Below are 15456 nucleotides of genomic sequence, written 5' to 3' on the forward strand. Positions count from 1 at the left end.
TCATGGCGACGACACTGCCACTGCAGGAATCCACCCCCGGCCGCTCGACCACGCTGCCGCCGCGACAGGCCGCGCTTCTGAGCTCGTCCCGCGTCGAGCAGAAGGGCAACATCGTCGTCAAGTGGATCACCTCCACTGATCACAAGACGATCGGGTACATGTACCTCATCGCATCGGTGATGTTCTTCATGTTCGCCGGCGTGATGGCCCTCATCATCCGCGCGGAGCTCTTCGAGCCGGGCATGCAGGTCGTTCCGACCAAGGAGCAGTACAACCAGCTGTTCACGATGCACGGCACCGTGATGCTCCTGATGTTCGCGACACCGCTGTTCGCCGGCTTCGCCAACGCGATTCTGCCCCTGCAGATCGGCGCTCCGGACGTCGCCTTCCCGCGGCTGAACGCCTTCGCCTTCTGGCTGTTCCTGTTCGGTTCGCTGATCGCCGTCTCGGGCTTCCTGACGCCCGCCGGCGCCGCCTCGTTCGGCTGGTTCGCCTATCAGCCGCTGGCGAGTGAGACGTTCTCACCAGGTGTCGGCGGGAACCTGTGGATGCTCGGCCTCGGCATGAGCGGGTTCGGCACGATCCTGGGCGCCGTGAACTTCATCACCACCATCATCACGATGCGGGCCCCGGGTATGACGATGTGGCGCATGCCGATCTTCACCTGGAACACCCTCGTCACCAGCATCCTGATCCTGATGGCCTTCCCGGTCCTGGCCGCCGCCATCCTCGCGGCCGGATCGGACCGCATCTTCGGCTCGCACGTCTACGACCCCGAGAACGGCGGTGTGCTGCTGTGGCAGCACCTGTTCTGGTTCTTCGGCCACCCCGAGGTCTACATCATCGCCCTGCCGTTCTTCGGCATCGTCTCGGAGGTCTTCCCGGTATTCAGCCGGAAGCCGATCTTCGGGTACAAGACGCTCGTCTACGCGACCATCGCCATCGCGGCCCTCTCGGTGGCGGTGTGGGCGCACCACATGTACGTCACCGGCGGTGTGCTGCTGCCCTTCTTCGCGCTGATGACGATGCTGATCGCCGTACCGACGGGCGTGAAGATCTTCAACTGGATCGGCACCATGTGGCGGGGGTCTGTGACCTTCGAGACGCCGATGGTGTTCGCGCTGGGCTTCCTGGTCTCGTTCGTCTTCGGCGGTCTGACCGGCGTCATCCTCTCGTCCCCGCCGCTGGACTTCCACCTCTCCGACTCGTACTTCGTCGTGGCGCACTTCCACTACGTCGTCTTCGGCACGGTCGTGTTCGCGATGTTCGCGGGCTTCTACTTCTGGTGGCCCAAGTGGACGGGGCGCATGCTGAACGAGCGGCTCGGCATCATCCACTTCTGGCTGCTGTTCATCGGCTTCCACATGACGTTCCTCATCCAGCACTGGCTGGGCGTGGACGGAATGGTCCGTCGCTACGCCGACTACTCCGCCGCCGACGGGTGGACCTGGCAGAACCAGGTCTCGACCATCGGTGCGATGATCCTCGGTGCGTCGATGATCCCGTTCCTCTTCAACGTCTGGATCACCGCGCGCAAGGCGCCGAAGATCACCGTCAACGACCCGTGGGGCTACGGTGCCTCGCTCGAATGGGCGACGTCGTGCCCGCCGCCGCGGCACAACTTCACCTCGATCCCGCGTATCCGCAGCGAGCGTCCGGCGTTCGATCTGAACCACCCCGAGGCGGGTCTTCCCGTCGGCGTGGGCCCGGCCAAGGATGCTCCGGACACGCCGGTGGTCGACCTGGCGCAGGGAGAGGTCAAGTAAGTGCGTACCAACGTCGGACTCTGGTGGCTGCTGTGCGGCTTCTTCTTCCTGGTCTTCGCGTTCTACACGGTGTGGAACATCATCTCCTACACGACCGCCGAGGTCCCGTGGTTCTCGGCGATCGAGTGGGTCGGCTCCGTCGCTCTGCTGTTCACGGCGTTCATGGCGGCCCTGATCGCGTTCTACATCCAGCGTGTGCATGTCGCTCAGGGCGGCGAGCTGCCCGAGGACGTGCTGACCGCCGACATCGATGACGGTGATCCCGAGATGGGCGAATTCAGCCCCTGGTCGTGGTGGCCCATCGTGCTGGCCTTCTCGGCGGGCCTGGCGTTCGTCGGTCTCGCCGTGGGCGCGTGGATGGTCCCCATCGGCCTCGGAGTCTTCGCTGTCGCGATCGTCGGCTGGGTGTACGAGTACTACCGCGGATACTTCGCCCGCTGACGGTGGGTTTCCGACTGGAGTCGGTCGCGGCATCCGCATCGGGTCCGCGCCCGAGCAACCAGGACTCGGCATTCGCCGCGCCCTGGGGCGCCGGCGTCGCCGACGGCGTCGGCGGTGGCCCTGCCGGAGATCTCGCGTCCGCCGCCTTCGTGCACCGGCTGGTCGCGGGGTGGCATCAGTCTCCCGACGCTGAGATGCTGACAGAGCGGACGCTGATGGCCAACTGGGACATCGCAGCCCACGCACACCGCGATCCTCGCGTCGCGGGTATGGCGACGACCTTCACGGGCCTGTTCATCGGATACCGGGACCGGCTGCTCCTCGCACACATCGGTGACTCCCGCGCATACTCGCTGCGGGCGGGCACGATGACCCGGATGACACGGGATGACTCGTTCGTCCAGGCGCTGGTCGACGGCGGTCACGTGCGAGCCGAGGACGCCATGCGCCACCCGCACCGGAACCTGATCACGGCCTCGATGTCGGGCGGACCCGACGACCTGCCGCTGGTGACGTGGGTCGATCCCCGTCAGGATGACCGCTGGCTCCTGTGCAGTGACGGTCTGACCGATTACGTCGACGACTCTGCCGTGTGCGAGGCCCTGCGTCGGGGCAATCGCGAGGATGCGGCATCCGACCTCATCAGCCTTGCGCTCGATGCGGGCGCCGCCGACAACGTCACGGTCGTGGTCGTCGACGTCGATACGTCCGACGACGCACCGGCACGGAGGGCGCCGGTGTTCGTCGGCGCCGCGGCGCACCGCTTCACCATCGACGATCCGTTCCGCGATCAGGCCGGCTGAGCGGGTGCGCGCGGCGCTGAGGGTCTTTCAGTGCGCCTCGGAGGCGAGGGACCTCACGACCATCGCCTGCGGATCGAAGGTGCGGGGGAGCGGGCCCTGGTCGTTCTCGGTGGGCTGTCCCTCTCGGACCCAGTACTCGTACCCGCCGATCATCTCCCGTACCGCGATGCCGAGACCTGCGAGCGAGGCAGCCGCCTTCGTGCCGGCGTTGCACCCGGGACCCCAGCAGTAGACGATGACCTCGGTCACCCCGGCCAGCTCTCGGGGTGCCCGAGCGGGGATCTCGCGGTACGGCATGTGCAGCGCACCACTGATGCGACCCTGCCGCCAGGCGGCGTCGCTGCGCACATCGAGGAGGACGACGTCCTGCCCCGCGCGCTGGGCGGCGTAGACGTCGGAGGCGTCGGTCTCGTAGGCGAGCTTGGCGGCGAAGTACGAAGCAGCGTCGATCATGCGCCCACGGTAGGGGTCGGGTGACGGGCGCCACGATGTGCATGACGGTCAGCCGACAGCGGATTCCTGCCGTTCCGCCGACCGGAACGATGAAGGGTCCTGCACCCCCGGGGGAGTGCAGGACCCTTCATCTGGAACTGGTCAGTCCTTACCGCTCTGGGGAGGTCGGGTCTCCTCGGCGACGATGACGTTCGAGGGACGCACCGCGGTCTCCGAGCGGCTGCCGTCGTCGATCGGCACGTGCGGAGCCTCGGGGACTCCCGCGCGCTCGTGGGCACCCTGCAGCTCGGCGTCCTTCTCGCTGGCGACGTGATCGAGCGTGTGGTGCTGGTGCTCCAGTGCCGCGTCGAGTTCCGTCTGCGTGAGCGGGGTGAGGCGGTCTTCGAAGAACCACCGCGAGATCGAGGCGCGTACGTTCTGGTGCCACGGGATGCGGCCCTTCGCGTTCGGGCGAACCACCAGAGGCTCGTAGACGTCGGTCTCGATGAGCTTCCACCGCTCGTACTCGTCGACCGGCTGATGGACCTCGATGTACTCGCCGCCCGGGAGCCGCACGATGCGGCCGGACTCGTAACCGTGAAGGAGGATCTCACGGTCCTTCTTCTGCAGCGCGATGCAGATGCGCTTGGTGACGAAGTAGGCGATGATCGGGCCGAGGATCAGCGCGACCTGGAGCGTGTGGATGACACCCTCCATCGTCAGCCAGAAGTGGGTCGCGATCAGGTCGGAGGACGCCGCCGCCCACATCACTGCGTAGAAGGTGACTCCGGCCGCGCCGATGGCCGTACGGGTCGCCGCGTTGCGGGGGCGCTGAGCGATGTGGTGCTCGCGCTTGTCACCCGTGATCCACGCCTCGATGAAGGGGTAGAGGGCTACCACGACGAGGAAGAGGCCGAGGATCGTGATCGGGATGATGATGTTCCATGACCAGGTGCGGTCGAGGAAGACCGTCTCCAGGTGCGGCGGGATCAGCCTGAGCATCCCGTCGGCGAAGCCGATGTACCAGTCCGGCTGCGTTCCCGCCGACACCGGAGAGGGGTCGTACGGGCCGTAGTTCCAGATCGGGTTGATCGTGAACAGGGACGCGACCAACACGATCACGCCGAACGTGATGAAGAAGAAGCCGCCCATCTTGGACATGTAGACCGGCATCATCGGGTAGCCCACGACATTGTCGTTCGTGCGGCCGGGACCGGCGAACTGCGTGTGCTTGTTGATGATCATCAGCATCAGGTGGGCGACCAGCAGCGCGACGAGGATCGCAGGCAGCAGCAGGATGTGCAGCGCGTAGAGGCGACCGACGATGGCGGTGCCCGGGAACTCGCCGCCGAAGAGCAGGAACGAGGTCCAGGTGCCGATGAGGGGGATGCCCTTGATCATGCCGTCGATGATGCGCAGGCCGTTGCCCGAGAGCACGTCGTCGGGAAGCGAGTAGCCGGTGAAGCCCTCACCCATCGCCAGGACGAACAGCACGAAGCCGATGACCCAGTTGAGCTCGCGGGGCTTGCGGAACGCTCCGGTGAAGAACACGCGCAGCATGTGCACGCCGATGCCGGCGATGAAGACCAGCGCCGCCCAGTGGTGGATCTGCCGGACCAGGAGGCCGCCGCGGATGTCGAAGGAGATCTCGAGGGTCGAGGCCATAGCCGCCGACATTTCGATGCCGCGCATCGGCAGCCAGGAACCGGTGTAGTGGGTCTCGACCATGGATGCGTCGAAGAAGAACGTCAGGAACGTCCCCGAGATGAGGACGACGACGAAGCTCCACAGCGCGATCTCACCGAGCATGAACGACCAGTGGTCGGGGAAGATCTTGCGTCCCAGCTCCTTGACGAAGCCGGAGACGCTCGTGCGCTCATCGACGTAGTTGGCCGCCCAGCCGACGAATCGGCCTCCCAGCGGCTTGCCGTCGGTCGTGCCCTGGGTTCCGTCCGTCATGGCCGGCTCGAGGGTCACGTTCTCTGTGGGGTGGTTCCCGGTGCTCATCGGCGCTCCCAGAAGCTCGGGCCAACGGGTTCGGTGAAGTCACTCTGGGCCACGAGGTAGCCCTCGTCGTCCACCGTGATCGGTAGCTGCGGCAGCGGCCGGGCGGCCGGACCGAAGATCACCCGGGCGCCGTTGGCCACGTCGAACTGTGACTGGTGGCACGGGCACAGCAGGTGGTGGGTCAGCTGTTCGTAGAGGGCCACGGGGCAGCCGACGTGCGTGCAGACCTTGGAGTAGGCCACGATTCCGTCGTAGGTCCAGTCCAGGCGGTTGGTCTCAGCGGGAAGGTCCTCCGGTCGCAGACGCATCAGCAGGACGATCGCCTTCGCCTTCTCCTCGAGGTATCCCTCTTCATGCGAGAGCTCGGCGAGAGGCTCGGGGATGACGTGGAAGGCGGAGCCGAGGGTGACGTCGGCGGCACGGATGGGCTCTCCGGTGGGGTCGAGGGCGAGACGCATGCCCTCCCCCCACATCGTGTGCTCGAGGAGCGCGACCGGGTTTCCGGCGATGGGGTTCTCGGTCGAGTCGAACGGAGCGAGACCCCGGAACAGTGTGATGCCCGGCAGGATCGAGGCGACGAGCGCGGCGAACAGGCCGTTGCGGATGAGAGCGCGGCGGCCGAAGCCGGATTCCTCGTTCGCGGTGCGGAACGCCTCCACGACGGCGACGCGCGTCGTGTCCTTGCCACGGGTGGCGTGGCGGGGCTCGATGTGCTCCTTGTCGGCCATGATCGCCTTGGACCAGTGGATGGCGGCGATGCCGATGGCCAGGAGCGCCAGAGCGATCCCGAGGCCGATGAAGAGGTTGTTGTACCGGATGTCGGTCAGGCGGCCGCTCTCGATCGGGAACGCGAAATACGCCACGATCGCTGCGATGCTGCCGGCGACCGACAGGTAGAACAGGGTGTAGACCGTGCGGACCGCCCGCTTCATCGCGGCGGGGTCCTTGTCCGTCATCCGCTCACGGTGGGGCGGCAGAACCGGTGCCTTCACCGGATCCTTGACGGCCACGGCAAGACCGCTCGAGGGCTGCCAGGAAGCCCTCTCGTGGGCGAGCGCGTCGTCCTCGTGTGCCATGGTGCTCCTCGTTGCTGTGTCGTGTCGGGTCAGTTGGATTTCGCCGTGACCCACACGGTGATGGCGATCAGCGAACCGATGCCGAAGATCCAGATGAACAGACCCTCGGAGACCGGACCCAGCGAACCGAGCTCGAACCCACCGGGGGACCGGTTTTCCTGTATGTAGAGCAGGTAGGTGATGATGTCCCGCTTCTCCTCGAGGGAGAGGTTCATGTTGTTGAAGACCGGCATGTTCTGCGGGCCGGTCACCATCGCGGCGTAGATGTTCAGCGGCGACGTGCCGTCCAGAGCTGGGGCGTACTTGCCCTCCGTCAGCGCGCCACCTGCGCCGGCGACGTTGTGGCACATCGCGCAGTTGATCCGGAAGAGCTCGCCACCGTGAGACGCATCGCCTTCACCGTCGAGGACTTCCTCGGCCGGGAACTCCGGACCGGGAGCAACCGACTGGACGTACTCCGCAAGCGCCTGAGTCTGCGCCTCGGTGAACTGCACGGGCTTCTGCGGAGCCTGCGGACCCTGAGCCTGCAACGGCATGCGCCCGGTGCTGACCTGGAAATGGACCGACAGCTCGCCGACGCCGTAGAGCGACGGGCCGGCCTCGGAGCCCTGGAGGTCCAGGCCGTGGCAGGTGGCGCAGTTGGCCTGGAAGAGCAGCTCACCGTCTTCGACGGTCAGCTCCTGCGTCGAACCACCGTCATCGGTGGCCGCGACGGCCGCAGAAGCGCCGGCGTAGACGCCGCCGGTGATCAGCAGGCCGATGCCGATGAGGGCTGCGGCGGCCCAGGGGCTGCGGCGACCGGTCGCGCGCTGTGATTTCTTGCGTGCCATGTCGAGGTTCAGCTCCGCTCTCACTTGAGGAAGTAGATGACGAGGAAGAGGGCGATCCAGACGACGTCGACGAAGTGCCAGTAGTACGACACCACGATCGCCGACGTCTCCTCCTTGCGTCCGAAGTTGCGGACCGCGTAGGCGCGTCCGATGACGAGGAGGAAGGCGATGAGACCACCCGTGACGTGCAGGGCGTGGAATCCGGTCGTGAGGTAGAAGGCCGACGCGTACGAGTCGGCGTCGATCGACATTCCCTCGTAGACGAGCTGGGCGTACTCCCACACCTGACCCGACACGAAGATCGCGCCGAGCGCGAAGGTGAGCCAGAACCACTCGACCATGCCCCAGCGGTTCCAGAAGCGGTTCGACTTCACCGTGTACGGCTGTGCACGCTCGGCAGCGAAGACGCCCATCTGGCATGTCACCGATGACAGCACCAGGATGATCGTGTTGACGGTCGCATACGGCACGTTCAGCAGCTCGGTGCGCTCGGCCCAGAGCTCGGGCGAGGTGCTGCGGAGGGTGAAGTAGATCGCGAACAGACCCGCGAAGAACATCACCTCCGAACCGAGCCATACGATCGTTCCGACGGCGACCGGATCGGGTCGCTTGACGGACCGCATGGCCTGGGAGTAGGTGGCAGGGGTGGTCGTCACGCTCCCCATTATGTCTGAGATCGGGCCGTCGATCGCCCAACGGATCGGGTGGATCTCTCACCGTCGAACCAATCCGTGCGCTGCGCGATCGCTGAGGTTCCCCTCACAAAACCCCGCGAAATAGCCGAGCTGCGGTCGACAGTAGGCTGAGGGCCATGGCAGAGCTGTCTTCATGGCCTGGTGTGCTGTCGAGCCTGTTGGATCGACGCGACCTCAGCGTGTCCGAATCCACCTGGGCGATGCGTCAGATCATGACGGGCGACGCGACTCCCGCGCAGATCGGCGGCTTCCTCACCGCGCTGCGCGCGAAGGGCGAGACGGTCGACGAGATCGTCGGTTTCCGCGACGCGATCCTCGAGGCGGCCGTGCCGCTCGACGTGCCTGCCGACGTTCTCGACATCGTGGGCACGGGCGGCGACAGGTTCGGCACGGTGAACGTCTCGACCATGGCTGCCGTCGTCGCCGCGGCGTCCGGGATCCCGGTCGTGAAGCATGGCAACAAGGCCGCCAGCTCGTCCTCGGGATCCTCCGACGTGCTCTCCGCCCTGGGTATCGATCTCACCCTCGACCCCGCGGCCGTGGCCGAGAGCCTCTCCCGCGCGGGCATCACTTTCGCCTTCGCCACGGCATTCCACCCGGGATTCCGGCATGCGGGTCCGGCGCGCAGGGAGCTCGGCGTTCCGACGGTGTTCAATTTCCTCGGGCCGCTGTGCAACCCCGCCCGCGCCGAGGCGAACGCCGTGGGCGTGGCGAACCTCGACCGCGTCCCTCTCATCACCGGCGTCTTCCGCACGAGAGGCGCGACCGCGCTGGTCTTCCGCGGCGACGACGGACTGGATGAGCTCACCACGACCGGTCACAGCAGGTTGTGGGAGATCAGCCTCGGCGACGTGCACGAGCACGATCTCGACCCGCGCGACCTCGGCATCCCGCTCGCAGACATCGATGACCTGCTGGGTGGACAGCCTGAGGAGAACGCCGCGGTCGTCCGCCGCGTGTTCGACGGCGAGAGCGGCCCGGTCCGCGACATCGTGCTGCTCAACGCCGCCGCCGGCATCGTCGCCTACCGGCTCTTCCGTGATCCCGGCCAGGCGGGCCGCCCGATCCTGGAGCGGCTCGCCGAGGCCCGGGATGACGCTGCCACGGCCGTCGACGACGGTGCGGCCGCCCGCAAGCTCGACGACTGGGTCGCCACCTCGCAGGCGCTCGCGGGGGCATGAACCCGCACGATGCGCTGACCGAGATCGCGCGACTTCTCGAGCGCGAGCGGTCGTCGCGGTACAAGTCCAAGGCTTTCCGGGCCGCTGCGGACGCCATCGCCGACCTCGACGACGCCCAGCTGCGCGACACCGCCTCGCTGAAGCGGCGGAAGGGCATCGGCGATTCGACCTTCGCCGTGATCCAGGAGGCCCTTGCGGGCCGGGTTCCGCAGTATCTGACGGATCTGCGCGCCAAGGCCGGGGGAGAGCGGATGTCGGCGCTGCGGCCCCTGCTTCGGGGAGACCTCCACGCACACAGCGAATGGTCGGACGGACTCACGTCGATCGACCTGATGGTCGCCGCCGCGAACGACCTCGGACACGAGTACTTCGCGCTGACCGATCATTCCCCGCGTCTGCGCGTGGCGAACGGCCTGTCGGCTGAACGACTGCGCGAACAGCTGGCGGTCATCCGGTCGCTTCCTCCCGGCGGTGTCACCGTCCTCACCGGCATCGAGGTCGACATCCTCGACGACGGCGGTCTCGACCAGGAAGCCGACCTGCTCCGCGAGCTCGACGTGGTCGTCGCGTCGGTGCATTCCCATCTGCGCATGGAGCGCGCCGCCATGACAAGGCGCATGGTCGCGGCGGTCTCGAGCGGCCGCGTCGATGTGCTCGGGCACGTCACCGGGCGGCTGGTCGAAGGATCGCGCGGGACGCGCCCGCCATCGGAGTTCGACGCGCGCGCCGTCTTCGATGCCTGCGCGGCGCACCGGGTCGCGGTGGAGATCAACTCCCGCCCCGAACGCCAGGATCCGCCCGACGACCTCATCGCGGTCGCCCTCGACGCCGGCTGTCTGTTCTCCATCGACTCCGATGCCCACGCACCCGGGCAGCTGTCGCTCCTGGACTACGGTGCCGAACGCGCCGAGAAGGCCGGAGTCCCCGCCGAGCGGATCGTCACCACCTGGTCGCGGGAGAAGCTCCGGGAGTGGACGGGCTCCCGGCGGTGAGGCGCTCGTTCCCCTGGTTCGTCATCGCCGGCGTCCTCACCGCCTCGCTGAGCCTGCGCGGACCCATCGTCTCGCCGACGCCGGTGCTGCGCGACATCGAGTCGGACCTGGGCATCACCGGCGCGACCGCCGGCCTCCTCACCACCGCGCCCGTGCTCATGTTCGCGCTTCTCACCCCGCTCGCCGCCGTCTTCGTCCGCCGCACCGGTGCGGAGATGGCCCTCCTCGTCTCGCTGTCGGGCGTGCTGTTGGGCACGGTGATCCGCGCTGTGCCGGACTTCGGGTTCATGCTGGCCGGGATGGTCGTCATCGGAGCCTCCATCACGATCGGCAATGTCGTGATCCCCGTGATCATCCGGCGCGACGTGCCGCCCGAGCGGGTCGCGGTCGTCACCGCGGGGTACGCGGCGACCATGAACGTCGGCTCGCTTCTGACGTCATCGCTCACCGCGCCCCTGGCATCCCTCATCGGCTGGCCGTGGGCGCTGCTGTCGTGGTCGCTGATCACGATCGCCGGCATCGTGCTCTGGGGTATGCATCTCGCGCGGTCACGGCGTCAGGGCGAAGACGCGCTGCGCTACTCCGGAGACGTCGCGCCTCAGCGTCACGGTCACGGCCCGGCATCCGCTCTCGACATCGACCCGGCCACGATCACGGGCCCGCTGCCGATCGTCGCCTCGCGGCGCGAGGAGAGGTCGATGATGCGCCGGCCGGTCACATGGCTGCTCGTGGCGTCTTTCGGGCTCCAGAGCTTCCTCTACTACGGCCTGTCGACCTGGATGCCCGCCATCGCCTCCGACGAGCTCGGGGTCGGGCCCGACACGGCAGGCGTGCTCGCGTCGATCTACCAGGGTGCCGGGATCCTGGGAGCGTTCGTTGTTCCCTTCCTCGCCCGGTGGACGCCACGGCTGGTGCCACCCGTGGTCATCTGCGTGTCGTGGGTCGTGCTCGGTGTCGGACTGCTCGCCGCTCCTGATCTGCTGGGTCTGTGGCTCGCGATCGGGGCGATCGGGCATGCGGGAGGGTTCGTCGTGATCTTCTCGGTGCTCGTCGCCGTGGCGCGCAGCGACAGTGAAGCGGCGGGCCTCTCGGCCTTCGTGCAGGGTGGAGGATACGTCGTCGCCGCGGCGGGTGGACCCCTGTTCGGTCTGCTGCACGACCTCACCGGCAGCTGGACGCCCGCGCTCGTGCTCGTCCTCGCTCTCGTCGGGGTCTATTCCGCGGTGCTGATCGGAGCTAGCGTCGCCTCCATGCGGAGCGGACCGCGGGGAGCGGCGAAGGGGGGACGAGGATGACGCGGCATCGGCGCCTCGGTGAAAGGGCCGGCCTCGCGATCGTCCTCGGGTGCGCGCTCTCGGTCGTCGCAGGATGTGCCGTCGGGGGAATGCAGGACTCGGGTGAATCGAGGGCGGGAAGTCCGACGCCGACGGCGGCCTGCCCGGCCGTCCCGGGAGTCGAGCTGCCACCCGAGTGCGCTCCCTACGACCCCGACGCCGCAATGGCCGCCAACGACGGCTACCGGGAGCGCATACCGTTGTCGGACGAGGCTGTCGCAGCGAACCGCGAGCTCCTTCCGAAGGTGGTCGTGGCGTTGGACTCGCTGCGAAGCGACGGGGCGGTCACCCCGGAGTCGGTCGTCGGGACGCTTCAGGACGCGGGGCTGACGGACGTGCAGACGCGAGGAGATCCGGACGGTCTGCTCTTCGGAGCGATGGGCGCGGCCGGTGGGTGCTTCTACGGAGAGATCACCGCGCAGACGGTGCAGATCGAGGTCGGCGGGCTCATTCTCGACGGCGGCTGTCTGCCGGCGCAGTGAGGAGCGTGAGCCGATGAGCATCGATGGCCCGCGTGAGATCCGCGTCCGCGCGGGGCGCGTGCAGCCGTCCGGCTCTTGGATCTATGTCTGGATCGATGTCGCGACCAAAGCGGTGGCATACGTCGGTGGCACGGGATTCGATCCGGAGCTGCGTGCCCATCTGCACGTCACCAGTAGCGAGCCCGATACCGGCCGAGTCCGCGCAACGATCCCGCGATACGACGAGACGGACTTCGACGTTCTGGCGTTCGCCGTGCCCCTCGAGATCGGCCGGACCGAGGTGAAGAACGCACTCATCGCGGAGCTCAGGAGCGGTGGGGGGCTGCCGGAGCCGGCATCGCCGGAGGTCGCGGGGTTCGTCGCGCACATCCTCAGCGAGCTCGATGATCGTGGGATCATGATGGCGTTCGAGGGCGCGGTCCGGCCGGGAGACAGATCGCCCAGATGACATACCTGCGCCCACGCCTGTCGACGCCGGCCTTCCGAGACCGTGACGGCCGCGTCATCGACTACGGCGACAGGTGGAGCGGCTCGCCGCCGGACGACACGTATTCGGTCGTCACCCATCCAGAGCGCTTCGCGCCGTTGCACGCCGTCGCCGACGCTCTCATCGAGCATCTGCGGGACACCTACGACGTTGTCGTCGAGCAGGGCGAGGACGTCGTTGCCGACCTTCTGCACCCGGTTCACCACGACGTCGTGAAGGCGGTGCGGCTCCGACCCATCGGTCCTTCGTTCGCCTCACTGACTTTCGTCCTCACCGGCCATCCGGGAGTGCATGTCCACGCGGGCCTGCTTCACGACTTCGCCTATCCCGTGTGCAGCTGCGACGCCTGCGACTCGACGTGGGAGCACGAAGCCGATCGACTGGAACGCCAGGTTCTCGCAGTGGTGAACGGGCAATACAGGGAAGGGATCTCCTTCCGGGAGGGAGACCCTTGGCTCGCATACGCGCTCGGCTCGCCGGACGGCCCATCGTCCGGCGGATTCCGAGCGCACGGCATGTCGCCGGAGAGCGTTCAGGCGGCGCAGGACGTCCTCCAGAATCTCGCCGGACCCTGGTCTGCCTGGCCGTCGGCCTCGAAGAGGGCCTGACCTCGACTGACGTGGACTACGCGTCCGCGACGCCGATCGCCGAAAGAACGCGATCCATCGATCCGCCCAGCGCCCAGCGCTCGGCGAGCTCACGCGCGGCCGCTGTCGCCGGGGAATCGAGGGGAGTCAGGTCGTCACCGGTCACAGTGACGTCGAGATCGCGCGCGACGCCGACGACTCGCGGAGCCACCTCGAGATAGGGGAGTGCGGCCAGGATCTTGGACCGCACCCCCGCGGACATCCCCGCGCCGGCCTCGGCCGCCGCGATGATGCCCGCCAGATCGTCGTGCTGCGCCAGCAGGCTGGCCGCGGTCTTCTCACCGACCCCGCTGACACCGGGAAGCCCGTCGGACGTGTCTCCGCGGAGAGTGGCGAAGTCCGCATACTGGTCGGGTCGCACACCGTACTTCTTCGCCACCACATCGCCGGTGATCACCTCGAGGTTGCTCATGCCGCGTGCCGTGTAGACGACTCGAACATCGCGATCATCGTCCACGAGCTGGAAGAGATCCCGATCACCTGTCACGATGTCGACCGGCACCGTCGCTGTCGTCGCCAGCGTGCCGATGACGTCGTCCGCTTCGTAGTCGGATGCCCCGGCGATAGGGATCCGCAGAGCATCGAGCGTCTCGCGGATCATCGGCACCTGCGCTTCGAGCGGATCGGGCACCACCTCGACATCGTGCCCGCCCGCGACGATCTCGGCGACGCGATGCGCCTTGTAGGAGGGGATGAGATCGACACGCCACTGCGGGCGCCAGTCGTCATCCCAGCACGCCACCAGTCGCGTCGGCTCGTAGGTCGTCACCAGCTTCGCGATGATGTCGAGGAAACCGCGTACGGCGTTCACGGGCGTGCCGTCGGGCGCCTTCACCGTGTCGGGCACGCCGTAGAACGCGCGGAAGTACAGGGACGCGGAGTCGAGCAGCATCAGGCGATCCGGCATGGGCACATCCTGTCACGTCGACCGCGTTCGCTCGCGCGAGATCAACAGCCCGGACCAGCGGGGTCCTCCAGGCACGTCCGGTCGACCAGTGCTGTGCGCACCTCCCGGACGTCGACCTCGTAGCCCCCCGCGGAAGAGGTCACGACCCCGGGCACCGAGCGCCACGTCGATCCGAAGGTGACGGCGGCGGTGTACTCCACCGTCACCGACACCGGATACACGCCGCGCTGGGCGTACACGTGGCTGGTGGCGGTCGGCGTGAACTGCGGCTGACCGAGAACCGACCACGACGCCCCGCCCGAAGCGGATCGTCCCGTCGTGCCGTCACCGTAGGAGAAGACGTACGCCGCCGGTTCGAACCGGACCACGACGTCCCAGCCGAGGATCTCACCGGGGATCTCCTGCGCGCCCGCGGATGCGTACACATTCGTGGGCATTCCGACGACGCCGAACCCCGCCGGTTCGCCGCCGATCCTCGGCGTCGCGGGACGGAAGGAGGCGAGATCCTCGATCGTCACCTCGGGAGGAGCCTCGACCTGGTAGTCGATGTCGCAGCGCCCCAGTTCGACGACGCAGTCGGGCTCCGCCGCCTCGGCGACGTCCACGCTCTCGGATCCGCCTCCGCGAGGAGTGACACCCGCCTGCGAGCCGCCTCCGCCGGAGCCCGTGCTGGCGCCGACGTTGACCTCGGTGCCGGTGTTCTCAATGCAAGTTGACGTCCATGTTCCGACATCGTTGCATTGCGCGGAGGTCGGCACCGGACTCATCAGCGCGGAAGCAACGAGCGCAGCAGAAAGCATCAACCGCATGAAGGTTCGCCTTCTCGCCCGGATACCGCGGAAACCTTCAGCCCGGTTTCCGAGTCCCCGTCTTCGACAAACATCACCTCAAGGCTTTGGACCGGTACGCGATCAGGGTCGACGAGCGACGATCCATTTGCGTTCTCAACGGTGACCGTCGACACGTCCAAACAAACCGCGAGGTCGACGCGACCTGCTTGGGGGTCCACCCCAATCGGTTCGATCAGGACGGGCCTGGAGGCGCCGCCGACCTCGGCGCCCGTCGCATGGTACTGACTCAAACCCTCGCGATCGCTCGCGTTGAGATCGCCGGTCGTCCACTCGTAGACGGGCTCGAAGGTCTCGGGATCGCTGAGGTCGACGGCGTTGAGGGCGTCGACGTAGTTGCGGTACGTCTCCTCCGCGGCGGCGAAGGCCTCTTCCTCCGTGGCGAAGGGGTCCTGCGACTCCGCCGGCTCGGGCTGCGGGGTGCACCCGGTCACGAGCGCCAGGCTGAGCGCGAGCCCGGCGACACCCGCCAGCGCACCGCGCGCCCTCGACCCGACCCGGCTTTCCACGGACACCACCGTAGTGCGC

General features: G+C 67.5%; 17 protein-coding genes. 9 read left to right on the forward strand and 8 right to left on the reverse strand.

Annotation, left to right across the window (positions count from 1 at the left end):
- Window positions 1-2: 2 nt before the first annotated feature.
- Genes ctaD through QSU92_RS15990 form a run of 3 tightly spaced genes read left to right on the forward strand, consistent with a single transcriptional unit; the run spans window position 3 to window position 3010 of the window.
- Window positions 3-1766 carry an aa3-type cytochrome oxidase subunit I gene (ctaD, locus tag QSU92_RS15980; protein WP_289263386.1) on the forward strand — a complete coding sequence of 588 codons (1764 nt, stop codon included), beginning with the start codon at window positions 3-5 and terminating at the stop codon, window positions 1764-1766.
- Window positions 1767-2207: an aa3-type cytochrome oxidase subunit IV gene (ctaF, locus tag QSU92_RS15985; RefSeq protein WP_289263387.1), complete on the forward strand. Its 441-nt coding sequence runs from the start codon at window positions 1767-1769 to the stop codon at window positions 2205-2207. It abuts the gene before it with no gap.
- A gap of 2 nt (window positions 2208-2209) precedes the next feature.
- On the forward strand, window positions 2210-3010 hold the full coding sequence (locus QSU92_RS15990; protein ID WP_289263389.1) for a PP2C family protein-serine/threonine phosphatase: 801 nt from the start codon (window positions 2210-2212) through the stop codon (window positions 3008-3010).
- Between the two features lie 27 nt (window positions 3011-3037).
- Here QSU92_RS15990 and QSU92_RS15995 read toward each other — a convergent pair whose 3' ends face one another.
- From QSU92_RS15995 to ctaE, 5 genes are all read right to left on the reverse strand, one after another.
- On the reverse strand, window positions 3038-3463 hold the full coding sequence (locus QSU92_RS15995; RefSeq protein ID WP_289263391.1) for a rhodanese-like domain-containing protein: 426 nt from the start codon (window positions 3461-3463) through the stop codon (window positions 3038-3040).
- Between the two features lie 141 nt (window positions 3464-3604).
- Window positions 3605-5401 (reverse strand): cytochrome bc1 complex cytochrome b subunit, encoded by a 1797-nt coding sequence (gene qcrB, locus QSU92_RS16000; protein ID WP_289265938.1) that lies wholly within the window; start codon window positions 5399-5401, stop codon window positions 3605-3607.
- A 44-nt stretch (window positions 5402-5445) separates the two neighbouring features.
- Window positions 5446-6525 (reverse strand): cytochrome bc1 complex Rieske iron-sulfur subunit, encoded by a 1080-nt coding sequence (gene qcrA, locus QSU92_RS16005; RefSeq protein WP_289263392.1) that lies wholly within the window; start codon window positions 6523-6525, stop codon window positions 5446-5448.
- Between the two features lie 29 nt (window positions 6526-6554).
- Window positions 6555-7355: a cytochrome bc1 complex diheme cytochrome c subunit gene (gene qcrC / locus QSU92_RS16010; RefSeq protein ID WP_289265939.1), complete on the reverse strand. Its 801-nt coding sequence runs from the start codon at window positions 7353-7355 to the stop codon at window positions 6555-6557.
- Window positions 7356-7375: 20 nt separating this feature from the next.
- Window positions 7376-8020 (reverse strand): aa3-type cytochrome oxidase subunit III, encoded by a 645-nt coding sequence (gene ctaE, locus QSU92_RS16015; RefSeq protein ID WP_289263394.1) that lies wholly within the window; start codon window positions 8018-8020, stop codon window positions 7376-7378.
- Between the two features lie 146 nt (window positions 8021-8166).
- Here ctaE and trpD point away from each other — a divergent pair, with 146 nt between their 5' ends.
- The 6 genes from trpD to QSU92_RS16045 are packed head-to-tail and all read left to right on the forward strand — an operon-like array spanning window position 8167 to window position 13134.
- Window positions 8167-9231 carry an anthranilate phosphoribosyltransferase gene (gene trpD / locus QSU92_RS16020; protein ID WP_289263396.1) on the forward strand — a complete coding sequence of 355 codons (1065 nt, stop codon included), beginning with the start codon at window positions 8167-8169 and terminating at the stop codon, window positions 9229-9231.
- Window positions 9228-10223, forward strand: coding sequence for a PHP domain-containing protein (locus QSU92_RS16025; protein WP_289263398.1), 996 nt, complete (start codon window positions 9228-9230; stop codon window positions 10221-10223). The genes trpD and QSU92_RS16025 overlap by 4 nt, the downstream gene beginning before the upstream one ends.
- A complete protein-coding gene (locus tag QSU92_RS16030) occupies window positions 10202-11518 on the forward strand; it encodes an MFS transporter (protein WP_289263400.1) in 1317 nt (438 codons plus the stop codon). Before QSU92_RS16025 ends, QSU92_RS16030 begins: the two co-directional genes overlap by 22 nt.
- Window positions 11515-12039 carry a hypothetical protein gene (locus QSU92_RS16035; RefSeq protein WP_289263402.1) on the forward strand — a complete coding sequence of 175 codons (525 nt, stop codon included), beginning with the start codon at window positions 11515-11517 and terminating at the stop codon, window positions 12037-12039. The genes QSU92_RS16030 and QSU92_RS16035 overlap by 4 nt, the downstream gene beginning before the upstream one ends.
- 13 nt (window positions 12040-12052) lie before the next feature.
- Entirely contained in the window at window positions 12053-12487 is a 435-nt protein-coding gene (locus tag QSU92_RS16040) for a hypothetical protein (RefSeq protein WP_289263404.1), read from the forward strand.
- Complete coding sequence (locus QSU92_RS16045; RefSeq protein WP_289263405.1) at window positions 12484-13134, forward strand: DUF6226 family protein; 651 nt, start codon at window positions 12484-12486, stop codon at window positions 13132-13134. Before QSU92_RS16040 ends, QSU92_RS16045 begins: the two co-directional genes overlap by 4 nt.
- Before the next feature lie 16 nt (window positions 13135-13150).
- Here the strand turns inward: QSU92_RS16045 and QSU92_RS16050 are convergent, their stop codons facing one another.
- From QSU92_RS16050 to QSU92_RS16060, 3 genes are read right to left on the reverse strand one after another with little or no spacing between them, the layout of a single operon-like run.
- Window positions 13151-14080 carry a 5'-3' exonuclease gene (locus tag QSU92_RS16050; RefSeq protein ID WP_289263407.1) on the reverse strand — a complete coding sequence of 310 codons (930 nt, stop codon included), beginning with the start codon at window positions 14078-14080 and terminating at the stop codon, window positions 13151-13153.
- Between the two features lie 41 nt (window positions 14081-14121).
- On the reverse strand, window positions 14122-14847 hold the full coding sequence (locus tag QSU92_RS16055; RefSeq protein ID WP_289263409.1) for a hypothetical protein: 726 nt from the start codon (window positions 14845-14847) through the stop codon (window positions 14122-14124).
- Between the two features lie 32 nt (window positions 14848-14879).
- Window positions 14880-15437 (reverse strand): hypothetical protein, encoded by a 558-nt coding sequence (locus QSU92_RS16060; protein WP_289263410.1) that lies wholly within the window; start codon window positions 15435-15437, stop codon window positions 14880-14882.
- Between the last annotated feature and the right edge of the window lie 19 nt (window positions 15438-15456).

The organism is Microbacterium sp. ET2 (assembly GCF_030347395.1).
Lineage (GTDB): Bacteria > Actinomycetota > Actinomycetes > Actinomycetales > Microbacteriaceae > Microbacterium > Microbacterium albipurpureum.

Excerpts from the sequence above, each read along its gene's own strand:
- QSU92_RS16040 (WP_289263404.1), top strand. The coding sequence starts at position 12,053 with ATGAGCATCGATGGCCCGCGTGAGATCCGCGTCCGCGCGGGGCGCGTG.
- QSU92_RS15995 (WP_289263391.1), bottom strand. The coding sequence starts at position 3,463 with ATGATCGACGCTGCTTCGTACTTCGCCGCCAAGCTCGCCTACGAGACC.
- qcrC (WP_289265939.1), bottom strand. The coding sequence starts at position 7,355 with ATGGCACGCAAGAAATCACAGCGCGCGACCGGTCGCCGCAGCCCCTGG.
- qcrB (WP_289265938.1), bottom strand. The coding sequence starts at position 5,401 with ATGACGGACGGAACCCAGGGCACGACCGACGGCAAGCCGCTGGGAGGC.
- qcrA (WP_289263392.1), bottom strand. The coding sequence starts at position 6,525 with ATGGCACACGAGGACGACGCGCTCGCCCACGAGAGGGCTTCCTGGCAG.
- ctaD (WP_289263386.1), top strand. The coding sequence starts at position 3 with ATGGCGACGACACTGCCACTGCAGGAATCCACCCCCGGCCGCTCGACC.
- trpD (WP_289263396.1), top strand. The coding sequence starts at position 8,167 with ATGGCAGAGCTGTCTTCATGGCCTGGTGTGCTGTCGAGCCTGTTGGAT.
- QSU92_RS16045 (WP_289263405.1), top strand. The coding sequence starts at position 12,484 with ATGACATACCTGCGCCCACGCCTGTCGACGCCGGCCTTCCGAGACCGT.
- QSU92_RS16050 (WP_289263407.1), bottom strand. The coding sequence starts at position 14,080 with ATGCCGGATCGCCTGATGCTGCTCGACTCCGCGTCCCTGTACTTCCGC.
- ctaE (WP_289263394.1), bottom strand. The coding sequence starts at position 8,020 with ATGGGGAGCGTGACGACCACCCCTGCCACCTACTCCCAGGCCATGCGG.
- QSU92_RS16055 (WP_289263409.1), bottom strand. The coding sequence starts at position 14,847 with ATGAGTCCGGTGCCGACCTCCGCGCAATGCAACGATGTCGGAACATGG.
- QSU92_RS16035 (WP_289263402.1), top strand. The coding sequence starts at position 11,515 with ATGACGCGGCATCGGCGCCTCGGTGAAAGGGCCGGCCTCGCGATCGTC.
- QSU92_RS16025 (WP_289263398.1), top strand. The coding sequence starts at position 9,228 with ATGAACCCGCACGATGCGCTGACCGAGATCGCGCGACTTCTCGAGCGC.